Here is a 13,322-nt window from a genome sequence, read left to right as displayed (position 1 = left end):
CGTGCGCACCGGCCTCCCCGGACCGTCACGGCGTCTCGGCGCACTGCGAGCAAGGGGCATCGCCGAGTGGCGGCACCGGCGCCAGTCTGCCCGAAGCGGCCACGCGAATCAATGCAATTTCATTGACATGCGAGCCGGAATCGCATTGTTTTTGTTCGCCGTCGCGTCCAGACGGCCGTGGGGGCCGGAGAGGCACCACGTCGGCTGCAGGGGAGAGGGAGCTACCCGATGCATGTCCGTTCTGCGCGACGAACTCGCGCACTCATCATGAGCGTGGCACTGGGGCTGGTCGGCGCGGCACCAGCGGCCGCGTCGACGGCGGCGCCAGCCGCCATGTCCCAGCCCGACAAGCAGTTCACGGTCGAGGTACCCGCCGGGCGCGCCGACACCGTCACCGGCGGCGACGCCCTCGTGCAGGTCGTCGTGCCGCGCACCGTCCCGGTCCATCAGGTCCGGATCACGGTCGACGGACGCGACGTGCGGTCCGCCTTCGAGCCGGTCGGCGACGGTCGCACCCTCCTCGGGCTGGTCGACGGCCTCGCCCTCGGCGAGAACCACCTCGAGGTGCGTGCGAACGGCGAGGGTCGGGGCCGCCCCCAGGCGGAGCTCACGCTGGTGAACCACCCGGCCCACGGTCCGGTGTTCTCCGGACCACACATCCGCCTGTACTGCACCGCGTCCGGCAGCCCGTGGAACCTCGGGCCGGTCGACGAGCACTGTCACGTCGAGGAACCCCGGGTCACCTACCGCTACCGCACCACGACCAACAGCTGGGCGAACTGGCCCGATGACGGCTCGACGCCGGACGACCTCGCCACGACGACCACGTCGACCGGCGAGACGGTGCCCTACGTCGTCCGCCGCGAGCGCGGCACGATCAACCGCGCGGTCTACGAGACCATGATCCTGCACGAGCCGGGAACGCCGTTGCCCGATCCGTGGACCACGACGCCCGGCTGGAACGGACGCCTGGTCTACACCTTCGGTGGGGCCTGCGGCATCGGGCACACGCAGGCGACCAGCACCGGCGGGGTGGAGAACGACCTGCTGCTGCGCCAGGGCTACGCCGTCGCCAGTGCGACCTTCAACGTCTTCGCCAACAACTGCAACGACGTGACGTCGGCCGAGACGGCGATGATGGTCAAGGAACACTTCACCGAGACCTACGGCCCGCCCGTGTTCACCATGGGCTCGGGCGGCTCCGCCGGGACCATGCAGCAGTTGCTCATCGCGAACGCCTACCCCGGCATCCTGGACGGCGTCATCGGTGAGATCGGCTACCCCGACGAGCGCTCGACCACCGTCAGCGGGCACGAATGCCGTTTCCTCACGCAGGCGGCCTCGGCCGCGGGGCTCTCCTCGGCGCAGCAGACGGCCGTCAGCGGTTTCGCCGCGGCATTCACGTGTTTCGGCTACCAGTTCTTCGACAGCGTGGACTGGCCCGCGAGTTGTCCGGGCCACATCCCGCCGGCCGACCGCTACCACCCGACCGGGAACCCGGACGGGATCCGCTGCGCCATCGCGGACTTCGTCTCCAACGTCTACGGGGTCGACCCGGACACGGGGTTCGGTCGCCCGATCGTCCCGGACACCGTGGGCGTCCAGTACGGCCTGCGGACGCTGGACGACGGCACCATCACGCCGGAGCAGTTCGTCGCCCTGAACGAGGCCATCGGTGGCCTGGACGTCGAGGGCAACCGGACGCCGCACCGCACGTCGGCCGACGAGGAGGCGGTGCGGATCGCGTACGAGACCGGACGGGTCAACCAGTTCGACGGCGGCCTGGCCTGGACACCGATCGTGGAAACCCGCGGCTACACCGACCTGGCTGGCGACTTCCACGACCGTTTCCGCTCCTGGACGATGCGTGAGCGGCTGCTGGAGGCCAACGGTCACGCCGACAACCACGTCAGTGTGACGGCGGCCTCGGGTCAGCGCGCGAACGAGGCGCGCGAGGCGGCCCTGGCCAGCATGGATGCCTGGCTGACGGCGCGCACCGCGCTGGCGGCCGAGCGCCCCGACCTCGACGGCATCACGCTGACGCGGCAGTCACGGCCCGACGGGCTCGCGGACCACTGTGTCGCCAGCGACGGCACCCGGATCGACGAGGAGCTGACGCTCGATCCCGACGCCGCGTGCAACCAGCTGTTCCCGTTCCACGCGAATCCGCGGGTGGTCGCCGGCGGGCCGACCACCAGCGCGGTGCTGAAGTGCGAGCTCCAGGCGCTGGACCGTTCGGCCTACGCGGTCGAGTTCACCGACGAGCAGTGGAGCCGGCTCCAGGCCGTGTTCCCCGACGGTGTCTGTGACTGGTCGAGGCCCGGCGTCGGTCAGGTCCCGCTGACGGACACCTGGTTGCGCTTCTGATCCGAGGGTGAGGGGCGCCGGTCGCGGCGCCCCTCACCTGACCCAATGCAGCGGCGTGTTCAGGCGTCGTGATACGGTCACAGGTGGCTTTCCTGCCCTGCGGGAGGATGCTCGGGTCGTTTCGCCACCGTGGTTTCGCCTTCGACCTGAGTGATGGGGAGTGACATGACGGAGCTCATCGACGCGGTGGCGGTCGAGGAGGACGTCCCGGCCGGGGCGGCACCTGGCCAGCCGCGCGCGCTCGGTCGTGCGCGAGCGCAGCGTCTCCTGGTCACGTTGCTCGGTGACTACTGGCAGACCGGGCGCGAGCCGTTGCCCTCCGCCGGGCTCGTGCGGGTCCTGGAGGCCTTCGGGATCGCACCGGCCAACGCGCGAGCCACCCTCAGCCGGCTCACCCAACGGGGCATGCTGGTGCGGTTCAAGCACGGACGGCGGACCAGCTACGCGCCGAGCGACCACACCATGCGGCTCCTACGACGTGGCGGCGAGCGCATCTTCGCCCTCGACGACGGCGAGGACTGGGACGGCACGTGGACGCTCATCGCGTTCTCGCTGCCCGTGGACGACGGCGATCTACGACGGCTGCTGCGCGCGCGACTGCGGTGGTTGACGTTCTGGCCCGTGTACGACGGCACCTGGGTGACCCCGCACGACCGGGTCGACGCCGTGCGCGAGCAGCTGAGCGAGCTCGAGATCACCGACGCCATGGTGCTGCGCAGCCGGGACGTGGAGTTGCTCCCCGACGGGCTCGCCCGCCTCCGCCAGGCATGGCAGCTGGACGTTCTGGCCGACGCCTACCAGACCTACCTGCACCGCTACCAGCCGCTGCACGAGCGGGCCCGTACCGGCGCCGTCGCGCCCGACGAGGCACTGGTGCAGCGCACGGAACTGGTGGACGATTGGCGGCGGCTCGTACGCGACGATCCGGACCTGCCGGCGACCTTCCTTCCCGACGGCTTCCCACGCAGCCGCGCACGGCAGGTCTTCCTCGCCACGTACGCCGCCCTGGCTCGTCCCGCGGCCGACCGGTTCGAGCAGTTCGTGCGCGGCGACGGCTGAGGGCACCGAACCTCGGGCACCAGGTCGATCGCGTGTCCACCGGGCGACGTCAGGGTCCGCCCGACCGGCTCCGTCGGCGTGCCAGGGCTATCGTCGCTGTCGGATGGACGTCACCGCGGAACGCTTTCGGGCACTGGCACGGTCTTCACCGTGGCGCTGGTCCAGCATGCGGTTCGTGCGCACGCGCCGACCGGAGCGTGACCAGTTCGGCGCGGACGTGCGGGCCTGGCTGCGCCGCCCCGACGCACTACGGGTCGAGGACCTCGACGGCCACCTCCTGCAGACCGAGCTCGGGTCCGCCCCACGGACCGTCGCGCTGCTGACGCCCGACGGCGGGCGCGAGCTGCCGCTACGCCGGCCCTCCTCGGTGACACCGGTGTTCGGTGCAGACGGGTTGGTCCGCGAGCGTCCGTCCGACTGGGACGTGGACTACGACGATCCGATGTTCCAGGACTATGCGTGGGTGGCGATGCTCGATCCGGTCGAGCTCGCCGACGGCGACGACGGGTGCCCCGGTACGACGCTCGAGGGACTGCGCATGGTGGAGCATCACGGACGGGCGGCGTGGGAGGCGATCGTGCGCCCAGCCTCGGGGTACGCGCCGCGCTGCTCGTGTTGTGCGCTGCTGTTGTCGGCGGTGAGCGAGCGTCGGTTCGCGGAGGAGGGTGGACCGAGGCCTGGCACGCAGGAGCCCTCGTTCGAGTTCGCGGCTGCGCATCTCGTTCGGCTCGACCTGGCGACCGGCGTGTGCGTGTACGTCGAGCAACTCGGAGGCGACCGGTCAGGCTGGACGGACGACGTACGCATCGAAGGGGTCGACGAACCGATGCCCGACCTCCTGTTCGCCGAGGCGCAGCCGCACTGAGCCGACGGCCGTGGTCCTGGGGGATGGCCCGGTGTTCTGGCATGGCGACGTCCGCGCCGAAGCGCACGTCCACCCGCTGCCGCGCACGGCCGGGTTTCCGGCGTACCACCGAGCTCAGCCGGGCGTCAGCCCGTGCCGGCGGAGAAGGAGGTTCTCGCAGTCGGTGCCGTGGTCGCTTGCACCTTCCTCCTCGCCGTCGTGGCTGTAGCCACGCATCTAGAGTTCGCCGTTGCGCGTGACGGCTGCATCCACGGTCTCGAGTGGCACGCCGCGGTCTTCCATGCAGGCGGTGAAGTCTGCTCGGAAGCGCTCACTTGCCCCGTCGTCGATCCCGGAACAGCCGGACAGCAGGACTGCCGTCGCGATCCAACTGCGCAGTTGGCGCCGACGAGTTTCGCCATCGTCGACCGTCGACTCTCGGCCCCGCCGCAGCACTCGACCAGGAGACCGGATGAGCTTCCAGCCATACCTCGACGACATCGAGCAGAAGACCGGGCTGACGCCGCGCCAGTTCATCGCCCTGGCCGAGGATTAGGGCATTGACGCCCCCGTCCGACCGCTCAGTCGAGGGGCTTCATGAACGACCACAGGCCGCCCTCGTTGTCGCGGGCACTGTAGATCCGGTAGCCATAGGGCTGGTCGACCGGTTCCTGGACGATCGTGGCGCCGGCCGCTCGCGTGCGCTCGCAGTGCGCGTCGACGTCATCGACCAAGACAGCGACCCCCGAGGTTGCCGCGCCGATCGTCGCCGGCGAGGCCAGCCCGAAGTCGGGGTCCTCGCCGTGGAGCCAGATCACACCGTCGCCGGCATGGACCTCGCCGTGGACGGCCCGGCCCTCGGCGGTGCGATCGAGCCTGCCAGGCCCCAGCCCGAACACCTCGGCCAGGAAGCCGTAGGCAGCCTCGAGGTCCCGGTAGACCAGGAACGAGATCCGTCGCTGCATGGTCGTGGCGAACATGGTCATCTCCTCCAGGAGTCCCAGCATCTCAGCATCGAGGGGGGCGTCGGCGCCGTCGGAGCCGACCACGCGGACCAGGCGGTCACGCAGACGGGTGGCCGCTCGGAGCTGCTCCTCGACCGCACCGAGGTGGCGACTCATCGCGGCTCGCAAGCTCCATGCCGGGTCATCCAGCGCTCTGCCGATCTCGTCCAGTGCCAGTCCGAACCGTCGCAACAACCGGATCCGGTACAGACGCTCGAGGTCAGCCTGGCTGTACAACCGATGACCGGCTTCGGTGCGGTCGGAGGCGACGAGGAGCCCGATCTCCTCGTAGTAGTGCAGCGTGCGGACCGTCAGCCCAGCAGCCTCGGCGAGTTCACCGATGCGATGTGCTGCCACCCGAGGACCTCCCACGTCGCGGCTCGATCGACCCTATGACCTCACGCCGCGTCAGGAGCAAGCACCGGCGAGCCAAGGCGGGCGCAGCGCGCGCTGCACCGGGTCCGGTGACCGACCAGCACTCCTGCCGGCTCGAGATGTCCATCAGCTACTGATGCCGCCGGGATCGGCACGAACGTCATCAATGCCTCCCCGAACGAGCCCCTGCACCGTGGAGGAGGCGCTGCAGAGCGCCCTCGGAGGTCTGGTGGACGAGCCAGGCGGTTCAAGCGCCGCGGCGGTCGTCGGCGCTGCCACGAACGGCATGAGTCGCCGCCCGAGCTGCAACCACCACCCACGGCCGACCGACTGGTGGAGTTCATCGCCAGCATTCGCGGGCGAGCTCAGGACCGGGACACGTCGGCGTCCGTGACCGTCGTGCGAAGTTCCTTCTTCAGCAGTTTGCCGCTGGCGTTGCGGGGCAGCGCGTCGACCGTCACCAACGACTTCGGGATCTTGTAGCGCGCCAACCGACCGTCCAGGTAGCGCTCGAGCTCGGGCAGGTCCAGCGAGTGCCCCTCGCGCAGCACCACGTAGGCCCGGCCGACTTCGCCCCACCGGTCGTCGGGCACGCCGACGACCGCCACCTCGCCGACGGCCGGGTGTTCGTACAGGGCGTTCTCCACCTCGGCGGGATAGACGTTCTCACCACCCGAGATGAACATGTCCTTCATGCGGTCGACGATGGCGAGGTACCCCTCGTCGTCGCGTACCGCCGCGTCCCCGGATCGGAACCAGCCCTCATCGTCGAGGGCGACGGCGGTCGCGTCGGGCTTGTTCCAGTACCCGACCATCACGTTGGGGCCCTGGACCAGGACCTCGCCGGTCTCGCCCGGCGCGGTCGACCGGCCCTCGGCGTCGACCACGTCCACGTCCACGAAGAAGCACGGTGTCCCGGCGGAGCCCACCTTGCGCAGGCTGTCCTTGGCGCGCAGGAACAGCACCCCGGGGGAGGCTTCCGTCATACCGTAGCCCTGCATGAAGGTCAGGCCGCGGGCCTGGTAGGTGCGGATGAGCTCCTCGGGGACGGGCGCACCGCCGGCCTCGACCGCCCGCACCGACGACAGGTCGGCGTCCTCCCATCCCGGCACCCGGGTCAGGGCCTGGAACATCGCGGGGACGCCGAACATCCAGGTGACCCGGTGGCGGGCGATGAGGTCCAGCGTCGCGGCCGGGTCGAACGCCCCCACCAGGACGCTGGTACCCCCCTTGACGAAGGTGGGCAGGAAGGTCTGGTTGAGCGCCGCGGTGTGGAACAGCGGCGCGCTGACCAGCGTCACCTCGTCGGTGGAGACGTCGACGTCGATGAGGACGTTGTACGTGTTCCATGCGAGGTTGCCGTGGGTGAGCATCACGCCCTTCGGCTCGCCCGTCGTGCCCGACGTGTACATGATCATGGCGAGGTCGTCGAGGGTGACCGGTTCGTCGACGACGGCGTCATGACCGCCGGCCAGCGCGGCCTCGAAGTCGCGCGCGTCCGGCGTCGCGGCACCGACGACGAGGTGGTGCGCGACGGGTGCCTGCGCCAACAGCGGCCGGGTGAGGTCGTCCAACCGGGCGTCGGTCACCAGCGTGTGCACCTGCGCGTCGCGCAGCATGTAGGCCAGCTCACGGGGCGCCAGTCGCGTGTTGAGCGGCACGAAGACGGCCCCGAGCAGGCCGGCGGCGAACAACGTCTCCACGAAAGCCGGATGATTGGGCCCGAGGTAGGCGACCCGGTCACCTCTGGCGACCCCCGACGAGGCCAGCGCGTTGGCCAGTCGCCGGACGCGCCGGTCCAGGTCGCCGTAGGTCAAGCCCTCGTCGTCGTGCACGATGGCCACGTCGTCGGCGCCGATGCGTGCGCGCCGCCGCGGCCACGAACCCAGCCCTTGATTGCGCATCTGTTCGCTCCCTCACCCCCCGGTCGCCCGCACCGCGGATCGGCCGCGTGGCGGGCCGACGACGTCATCACGTCAAGCCCAGGGCCCGGATCGCATTGTCCTTCAGGATCAGCGGGCGAACTTCCGGCTTCAGGTCCAACTGCTCGAAGTCCGCGAGCCACCGGTCGGGCGTGATGACGGGGTAGTCGGAGCCGAACAGCACCTTGTGCCTGAGCAGCGAGTTGGCCTGACGGACCAGCTGCGGTGGGAAGTACTTCGGCGACCACCCGGAGAGGTCGATGTAGACGTTCGGCTTGTGCGTGGCCACGGCGAGTGCCTCGTCCTGCCAGGGCACCGACGGGTGGGCACAGATGATGGTGAGCTCCGGGAAATCGACCGCGACGTCGTCGAGCTCCATCGGGTTGGAGTACTTCAGGCGGATCCCGCCGCCGCCCGGCAGACCGGCCCCGATGCCGGTCTGGCCGGAGTGGAACAGCGCCGGCACGCCCAACTCGGCGATCGCCTCGTACAGCGGGTAGGCCATGCGGTCGCTCGGCCAGAAGGCCTGCAGCGACGGGTGGAACTTGAAACCCCGCACGCCGTGCTCTTCCACGAGCCGACGGGCCTGCACGACCGCCGCCCGGCCGCGATGCGGATCCAGGCTCGCGAACGGGATCAGCACGTCGGGGTGTCGGGCGCAGCCGGCGGCCACCTCCTCGTTGGGGATCGGCGGGTGGCCCGTCGCCGCCTGCGCGTCCACGGTGAACACGACCGCGGCGATGCGGCGTTGGCGGTAGTGGGCGGCGAGTTCGTCGATGGTGGGCTGCGGGACGCCGGCCTTGAAGTAGGCCGCCTTCCCGGCTTCCAATTCCGGGCTCAGCGAAGGATGGCCGTCGTCGGAGATCTCGGCGTGGGTGTGCACGTCGATCGCGACGAGGGCATCGAGGTCCAGCGTGGTCACGGTGCCTCCGCAGGGGTGGGTGTCACACGAACCGCCGCTCGAGGAAGCGGGCGACGCAGGCCGGCTTGTCGGCGCCGTCGATCTCGAACGCGATGGTGAACGCGACCTGCACGCCGGTCCCGACCTCCGTGACCTCGTCGACGGTCACCACGCCGCGCAGCTTCGCGCCCACCGGCAGCGGCGCCGGGAAGCGCACCTTGTCGAGGCCGTAGTTGACCACCATGGAGAAACCGCGGACGTCGACGACGCTGGTCAGGACCCGCGGGATCAGGGCGAGCGTGAGGAAGCCGTGGGCGATCGTGCCGCCGAAGGGACCCTCGGCGGCCCGCTCGACGTCGACGTGGATCCACTGGTGGTCGCCGGTCGCGTCCGCGAACTGGTCGACCTGCGCCTGCGTCACCTCCATCCAGTCGGTGGCGCCGATCTCCTGTCCCACCAGGGCGCGCAGCCCCTCGATGCCTTCGACGATTCGCGCCTCGGCCATGGTCACTCCTGTCGCTGTCGTGTCTTCGTCGCGTGATCGGTCAGATGCGGCCCAGGACCCAGTCGCCCTGCGCGGCGGCACCGCCGTCGAACTCCACGGCCCCGTCCATGCGCACCACCTCGTCCCACTTGTCGGCGAGGTCCTCGGGCGTCAGGTCCCGGTCGAAGACCACACCTGGCCCCTGCGTCACCGCGACCCGTCCGACGAAGCCCCCGCCGGCGGTGAACACGCCACCGGTGTGCGTGCAGGCGGGCGAGCACAGGTAGGTGACCAGCGGGGCCACCAGGTCCGGATCGAGCTTCGCGAGGGCCTCGGGCGGCAGGATGGCCTCCGTCATCCGTGACGCCGCGAGCGGCGCGACCACGTTGACGTTGATGCCGGCGCGGGCGCCTTCGATCGCGAGCGTCCTCGTCAGGCCGACCAGGCCCATCTTCGCCGCCGCGTAGTTGGCCTGTCCGAAGTTGCCGAACAGCCCGGCCGGCGAGGTGGTGTTGACGATCCGGCCGAAGCCCTGCTCCTTGAAGTGGGGCCACACGGCGCTGGTGAGGTGGAAGGCGCCCATCAGATGCACCTCGAGGACCTCACGCACCTCCTGCTCGGTCATCTTGGCGAACGAACGGTCGCGCAGGATCCCGGCGTTGTTCACCAGGCCGTCGACCTGCCCGAACGCGTCCAGCGCCTGCTCGACGACCGACGCCGCCGAGGCACGCTCGGCCACGGAGGCCTCGACGGCGATGGCCGATCCCCCGCCGGACTCGATCTCCTTCACCACCCCTGCGGCGGACGGGCCGTCGGCGTCACCGGCCGCGAGGTCGTTGACCACGACGCGTGCGCCCCGCTGCGCGAGCGACAGCGCGTGGCTGCGACCGAGGCCGCCGCCCGCGCCGGTCACGATCACGACGCGGTCCTGGAGGTCGAGTGACGTCACGGTGCTTCCTTCTCTTCGGGTCGAGGACGGGGGTCAACGCATGAGTTCGGGCAGCCACGTCGCGATGGCCGGGAAGGTGATGACGAGCAGGATGGCGGCGCACAGCGCGAGCCAGAACGGCGTCAGGCCGCGGAAGACCTTGCTCAGGGAGATGCCCGTGAGGCCGGACACCACGAAGGTGATCAACCCGATCGGCGGCGTGAGCAGGCCGGTCAGCAGCATCATCATGGTGAGGACGCCGAACCACACGCCGTCGTAGCCGAGGTCGATGACGACGGGGTACATCATCGGCGTCATGATGACGAGGATGGCGATCTCGTCCATGATCGCGCCCAGGGCGAAGTAGATCCCGAAGATGAGCGCGACCACCAGCCACGGCGTCAGGTCGATCTCGCTGATGGTGCGCCCGAGCCACATCGGGATGCGGGTGACCGCGAGGAAGAAGCCGAAGACCTGACCGGCGATCATCAGCAGGAAGATCTGTGCGCTGACCTTGATCGTGTCACTGACCGCCGCGTAGAAGCGACGCATCGTCAGCCGGCGCGTGAGCACCCCGTACACGAGTGCCAGGAAGGCGCCGGCCGCGCCCGACTCCGTCGGCGTGAACACGCCGAGGTACAGGCCACCCATGCTGATGGCGAAGATCACCGGCACCGCCCACACCAGCCGGATCGCGCCGCCGACCGACACCTTCGGCGGTGCGGTCTTCGTCGGCGCCAGCGCGGGACGCCGGCGGACGAGTACCCAGGCGGTGAGCATGAGGATCAGCGCCGTCATCAGGCCGGGCAGCAGGCCCGCCATCAGGACCTGCCCGATCGGCTCGGCGGTCAGCACGCCGTACAGCACGAGCAGCGCGCTGGGAGGGATGAGCGAACCGAGGGTCCCGCCGACGGCCGCCGATGCCGCCGACAGCCCGTCGTCGTAGCCGTGCCGTTGCATCTCCGGCACGGCGACGCGCGACATCGTCGATGCCGACGCGATGCTCGAGCCGCTGACGGACGCGAACAGCGTCGAGGCCGCGATCGTCGCCACCGACAGGCCGCCGCGCACACGCCAGAGGAAGCGGTCGAGCGCCACGTAGACGTCGCGGCCGAGGTTGGCGTTCGCCAGCAGCATGCCCATCAGGATGAAGAACGGGATGACGGACAGGCTGTAGAGCGACGCCCCCCGGAAGGCGTCGGCGCCCAGCCGCGCCAGGGCGGCGTCGGGCGTGACGATGTACGCGTAGCCGACGACGGCCACGCCGATCATCGCGAGAGCGACGGGCACGCGCAGCGCGATCAGCAGCAGCATGACCAGGAAGCCGATGAGGCCGATGAGCTCCGTGGCCATGCTCAACGGCCCCGCACGAGGGCACGGACGACGACGAGCAGGTTCGTCAGGATCGCCAGGCCGAACATCGCGGCGCCGGCGACGCCCAGCATCGCCACCGGGAACAACGGCACCCGCAGGATGCCGGTGGTGTAGCCGCCGGCGCTCAGGGACCCCGCGTAGACGTACAGCCGCCAGGTCATGACCGCGACCACGGCCAGGCTGAAGGCGCCCGCGATCGTGCGCAACACGAGTTGACCGCGACGGCCGAACCGCACGTAGAACAGGTCCACCGAGATGTGGGCGTCCTGGTTCTCCACGCGGGCGAGTCCGAGGTAGACCAGGACGACGACGGCGAGCTCGGTCAGTTCGACGGTGCCGCGCAACGGTCGGTTGAGGAAGGCCCGGCCGATGATGTCGGTCACCGTCCAGGCCAGCAGCGCCAGCATGGTCGCACTGGCCGCCACGTGGAGCACCGCGTTGACGCGGGCCAGCCCACGGCCGAGCCGGTCACCCTGCTGACGCCGCAGCTCCTGCAGCGTCACGCCGGTGGGGGCGCCGGCGGCAGCCGCTGCTGCCGCCGGGTCGCCGCCGGGATCGGGGTTGTCAGCCATGGTGCGGGGGCTCGCCCGTCGTCATCGCGGTCACTGGTTCGACTCGTCGGATCGTGGTCAGTTGGCGCCCGTCAGCTCGAACAGCCGGTCGGCCATCTCCTGCCCCGGGACGCCCTCGCCCTCGCGCTCCTGGACCCACTGCTCGAAGACCGGCTGGACCGCCTCACGCATGCGGCCGAATTCCTCCTCGGACAGCTCGATGGACTCCACGCCGTTCTCCGGCCAGTAGGTGGCCTCGGTCTCGTCCGCGGCCGCCTGGTGGTTCTCGGCGAGTCGCATGGCCAGCCCCTCGCCCGTCAGCGACTCGAGGGCGTCCTGCTGGGCGGGCGAGAGCCGGTCCCAGGCCTGCTGGTTCATCGCCAGCACGAAGGCGCCGGTGTAGCAGTTGCAGATCGTGCGGTAGCCGGTGGTCGCGCCGAGGTCGAACACCCGCGTGGCGGAGTTGGCGAGCTTGTAACCGTCGATGACGCCGCGTTCGACGGCGTCGTAGATGTCGGGACCGGGCATGCCGACCGCGTTCGCCCCCATCGCTTCGAGCGCCTGGCTCTGCAGCGGTGCCGGGCTGCGGATGGTCAGGCCCTGCAGGTCCTCCAGCCGTTCCACCGGCGTGTCACGGGTGAAGAGGTCGCCCGTGTCCATCGCCCACAGCGACAGCAGCTTGACGTCGCCGAACTCCTCCTGGAAGGCCTCGAACTCGTTGTACAACTCGGTCGCGACCTCGGTGCCCTCGACGGCGCCGTCGAAGACGAACGGCGCCTCGATGATCTGGGTGATCGGGAAGCGCCCCGGCGTGTAGCCCGGCATGGTCCACCCGAGGTCCTGCGCGCCGGCGACGACGTTCTCGTACACCTGCGGCGCGGGAGCGAGCGCGCCACCCGCGTGGATCTCGATCTCCACGGTGCCACCCGTGGCCTCGCGGACCTCCTCGACCCAGGGCTCCCACACGTTGACCTGCATCGGGTCGGTGGGCGGGAACGGGTGCCCGAACGTGAGCGTCACCGCGTCACCGAAGTCCTCCGGCGCGGCCTCGCCCTCGCCGTCGGCCGCGTCGGGTTCGTCGGTACCCGCGTCCTCGGTCGCCGGCTCCTCCTCGGGCGCGGCGGGGTCGGTGCCGACGTCCGTCCCGTCGTCCCCGTTGCCACCACAACCCACGGCGAACAACGCCAAGGCGGCAAGGACCGCCACCGCTCGCGTCGCCCGCGGACGTCTCGCAAGACCAGTCATGCCTCGTCTCTCCCTGTCGATGACACGGCCGTGGACCGCGTCCGTTTCCGGGGTGCCTCCCGAGTGCGTCCCCGAGCCTATTCAATGCACTGACATGAACATGTGTCAAGCCATTGTCATGCTTTTGCGCGACTGACTGAGACACACCTCGTACCAGCGGACACGGCGGCGCCAGCAGCGACGGCGGGCAGTCCCCCGCTCACTGCCCGGGACCGCTCGGCCCGCTCCCGGTGGGCGTTTGCGGTTGCACGCACACTCGAGCCGACAC

Annotated in this window: 11 protein-coding genes and 1 pseudogene; 4 read left to right on the top strand and 8 right to left on the bottom strand. The window is 70.3% G+C overall.

The window, feature by feature from the left end; genetic code table 11:
* Positions 1-267 precede the first annotated feature (267 nt).
* From ACERM0_RS08585 to ACERM0_RS08570, 4 genes and pseudogenes are all read left to right on the top strand, one after another.
* Positions 268-2,367 (top strand): DUF6351 family protein, encoded by a 2,100-nt coding sequence (locus ACERM0_RS08585; protein WP_373678159.1) that lies wholly within the window; start codon positions 268-270, stop codon positions 2,365-2,367.
* 165 nt (positions 2,368-2,532) lie between these two features.
* Positions 2,533-3,426, top strand: a complete 894-nt coding sequence (locus ACERM0_RS08580) for a PaaX family transcriptional regulator C-terminal domain-containing protein (protein WP_373678158.1) — start codon at positions 2,533-2,535, stop codon at positions 3,424-3,426.
* Between the two features lie 166 nt (positions 3,427-3,592).
* A complete protein-coding gene (locus ACERM0_RS08575) occupies positions 3,593-4,291 on the top strand; it encodes a hypothetical protein (protein WP_373678427.1) in 699 nt (232 codons plus the stop codon).
* Between the two features lie 451 nt (positions 4,292-4,742).
* Positions 4,743-4,823: pseudogene (locus ACERM0_RS08570) on the top strand (DUF4287 domain-containing protein); the annotation flags it as partial.
* 28 nt (positions 4,824-4,851) lie between these two features.
* On the opposite strand, the gene ACERM0_RS08565 reads toward ACERM0_RS08570, so the two are convergent.
* The 8 genes from ACERM0_RS08565 to ACERM0_RS08530 form a co-directional block, all read right to left on the bottom strand.
* Positions 4,852-5,631 (bottom strand): MerR family transcriptional regulator, encoded by a 780-nt coding sequence (locus tag ACERM0_RS08565; protein WP_373678157.1) that lies wholly within the window; start codon positions 5,629-5,631, stop codon positions 4,852-4,854.
* Between the two features lie 383 nt (positions 5,632-6,014).
* Positions 6,015-7,553: a long-chain fatty acid--CoA ligase gene (locus ACERM0_RS08560; protein WP_373678156.1), complete on the bottom strand. Its 1,539-nt coding sequence runs from the start codon at positions 7,551-7,553 to the stop codon at positions 6,015-6,017.
* 67 nt (positions 7,554-7,620) lie between these two features.
* Positions 7,621-8,484, bottom strand: coding sequence for an amidohydrolase family protein (locus tag ACERM0_RS08555; RefSeq protein WP_373678426.1), 864 nt, complete (start codon positions 8,482-8,484; stop codon positions 7,621-7,623).
* A 31-nt stretch (positions 8,485-8,515) separates the two neighbouring features.
* Positions 8,516-8,977 carry a MaoC family dehydratase gene (locus ACERM0_RS08550; protein WP_373678155.1) on the bottom strand — a complete coding sequence of 154 codons (462 nt, stop codon included), beginning with the start codon at positions 8,975-8,977 and terminating at the stop codon, positions 8,516-8,518.
* 40 nt (positions 8,978-9,017) lie between these two features.
* A complete protein-coding gene (locus ACERM0_RS08545) occupies positions 9,018-9,905 on the bottom strand; it encodes an SDR family NAD(P)-dependent oxidoreductase (RefSeq protein ID WP_373678154.1) in 888 nt (295 codons plus the stop codon).
* Positions 9,906-9,938: 33 nt separating this feature from the next.
* On the bottom strand, positions 9,939-11,237 hold the full coding sequence (locus tag ACERM0_RS08540) for a TRAP transporter large permease (RefSeq protein WP_373678153.1): 1,299 nt from the start codon (positions 11,235-11,237) through the stop codon (positions 9,939-9,941).
* 2 nt (positions 11,238-11,239) lie between these two features.
* On the bottom strand, positions 11,240-11,830 hold the full coding sequence (locus tag ACERM0_RS08535) for a TRAP transporter small permease (RefSeq protein WP_373678152.1): 591 nt from the start codon (positions 11,828-11,830) through the stop codon (positions 11,240-11,242).
* A gap of 57 nt (positions 11,831-11,887) precedes the next feature.
* A complete protein-coding gene (locus ACERM0_RS08530; RefSeq protein WP_373678151.1) occupies positions 11,888-12,997 on the bottom strand; it encodes a TRAP transporter substrate-binding protein in 1,110 nt (369 codons plus the stop codon).
* Positions 12,998-13,322 lie beyond the last annotated feature (325 nt).

The organism is Egicoccus sp. AB-alg2 (assembly GCF_041821065.1).
In the GTDB taxonomy this organism is placed as follows: Bacteria; Actinomycetota; Nitriliruptoria; order Nitriliruptorales; family Nitriliruptoraceae; genus Egicoccus.
The sequence above is the reverse complement of the archived record's forward strand: the minus strand, read 5'-3'. Positions and strand labels throughout refer to the sequence as shown.

What these genes read in the sequence shown, in the direction of transcription:
- ACERM0_RS08585 (WP_373678159.1), top strand. Translation starts at nt 268, where the DNA reads ATGAGCGTGGCACTGGGGCTGGTCGGCGCGGCACCAGCGGCCGCGTCG.
- ACERM0_RS08580 (WP_373678158.1), top strand. Translation starts at nt 2,533, where the DNA reads ATGACGGAGCTCATCGACGCGGTGGCGGTCGAGGAGGACGTCCCGGCC.
- ACERM0_RS08575 (WP_373678427.1), top strand. Translation starts at nt 3,593, where the DNA reads ATGCGGTTCGTGCGCACGCGCCGACCGGAGCGTGACCAGTTCGGCGCG.
- ACERM0_RS08560 (WP_373678156.1), bottom strand. Translation starts at nt 7,553, where the DNA reads ATGCGCAATCAAGGGCTGGGTTCGTGGCCGCGGCGGCGCGCACGCATC.
- ACERM0_RS08550 (WP_373678155.1), bottom strand. Translation starts at nt 8,977, where the DNA reads ATGGCCGAGGCGCGAATCGTCGAAGGCATCGAGGGGCTGCGCGCCCTG.
- ACERM0_RS08540 (WP_373678153.1), bottom strand. Translation starts at nt 11,237, where the DNA reads ATGGCCACGGAGCTCATCGGCCTCATCGGCTTCCTGGTCATGCTGCTG.
- ACERM0_RS08535 (WP_373678152.1), bottom strand. Translation starts at nt 11,830, where the DNA reads ATGGCTGACAACCCCGATCCCGGCGGCGACCCGGCGGCAGCAGCGGCT.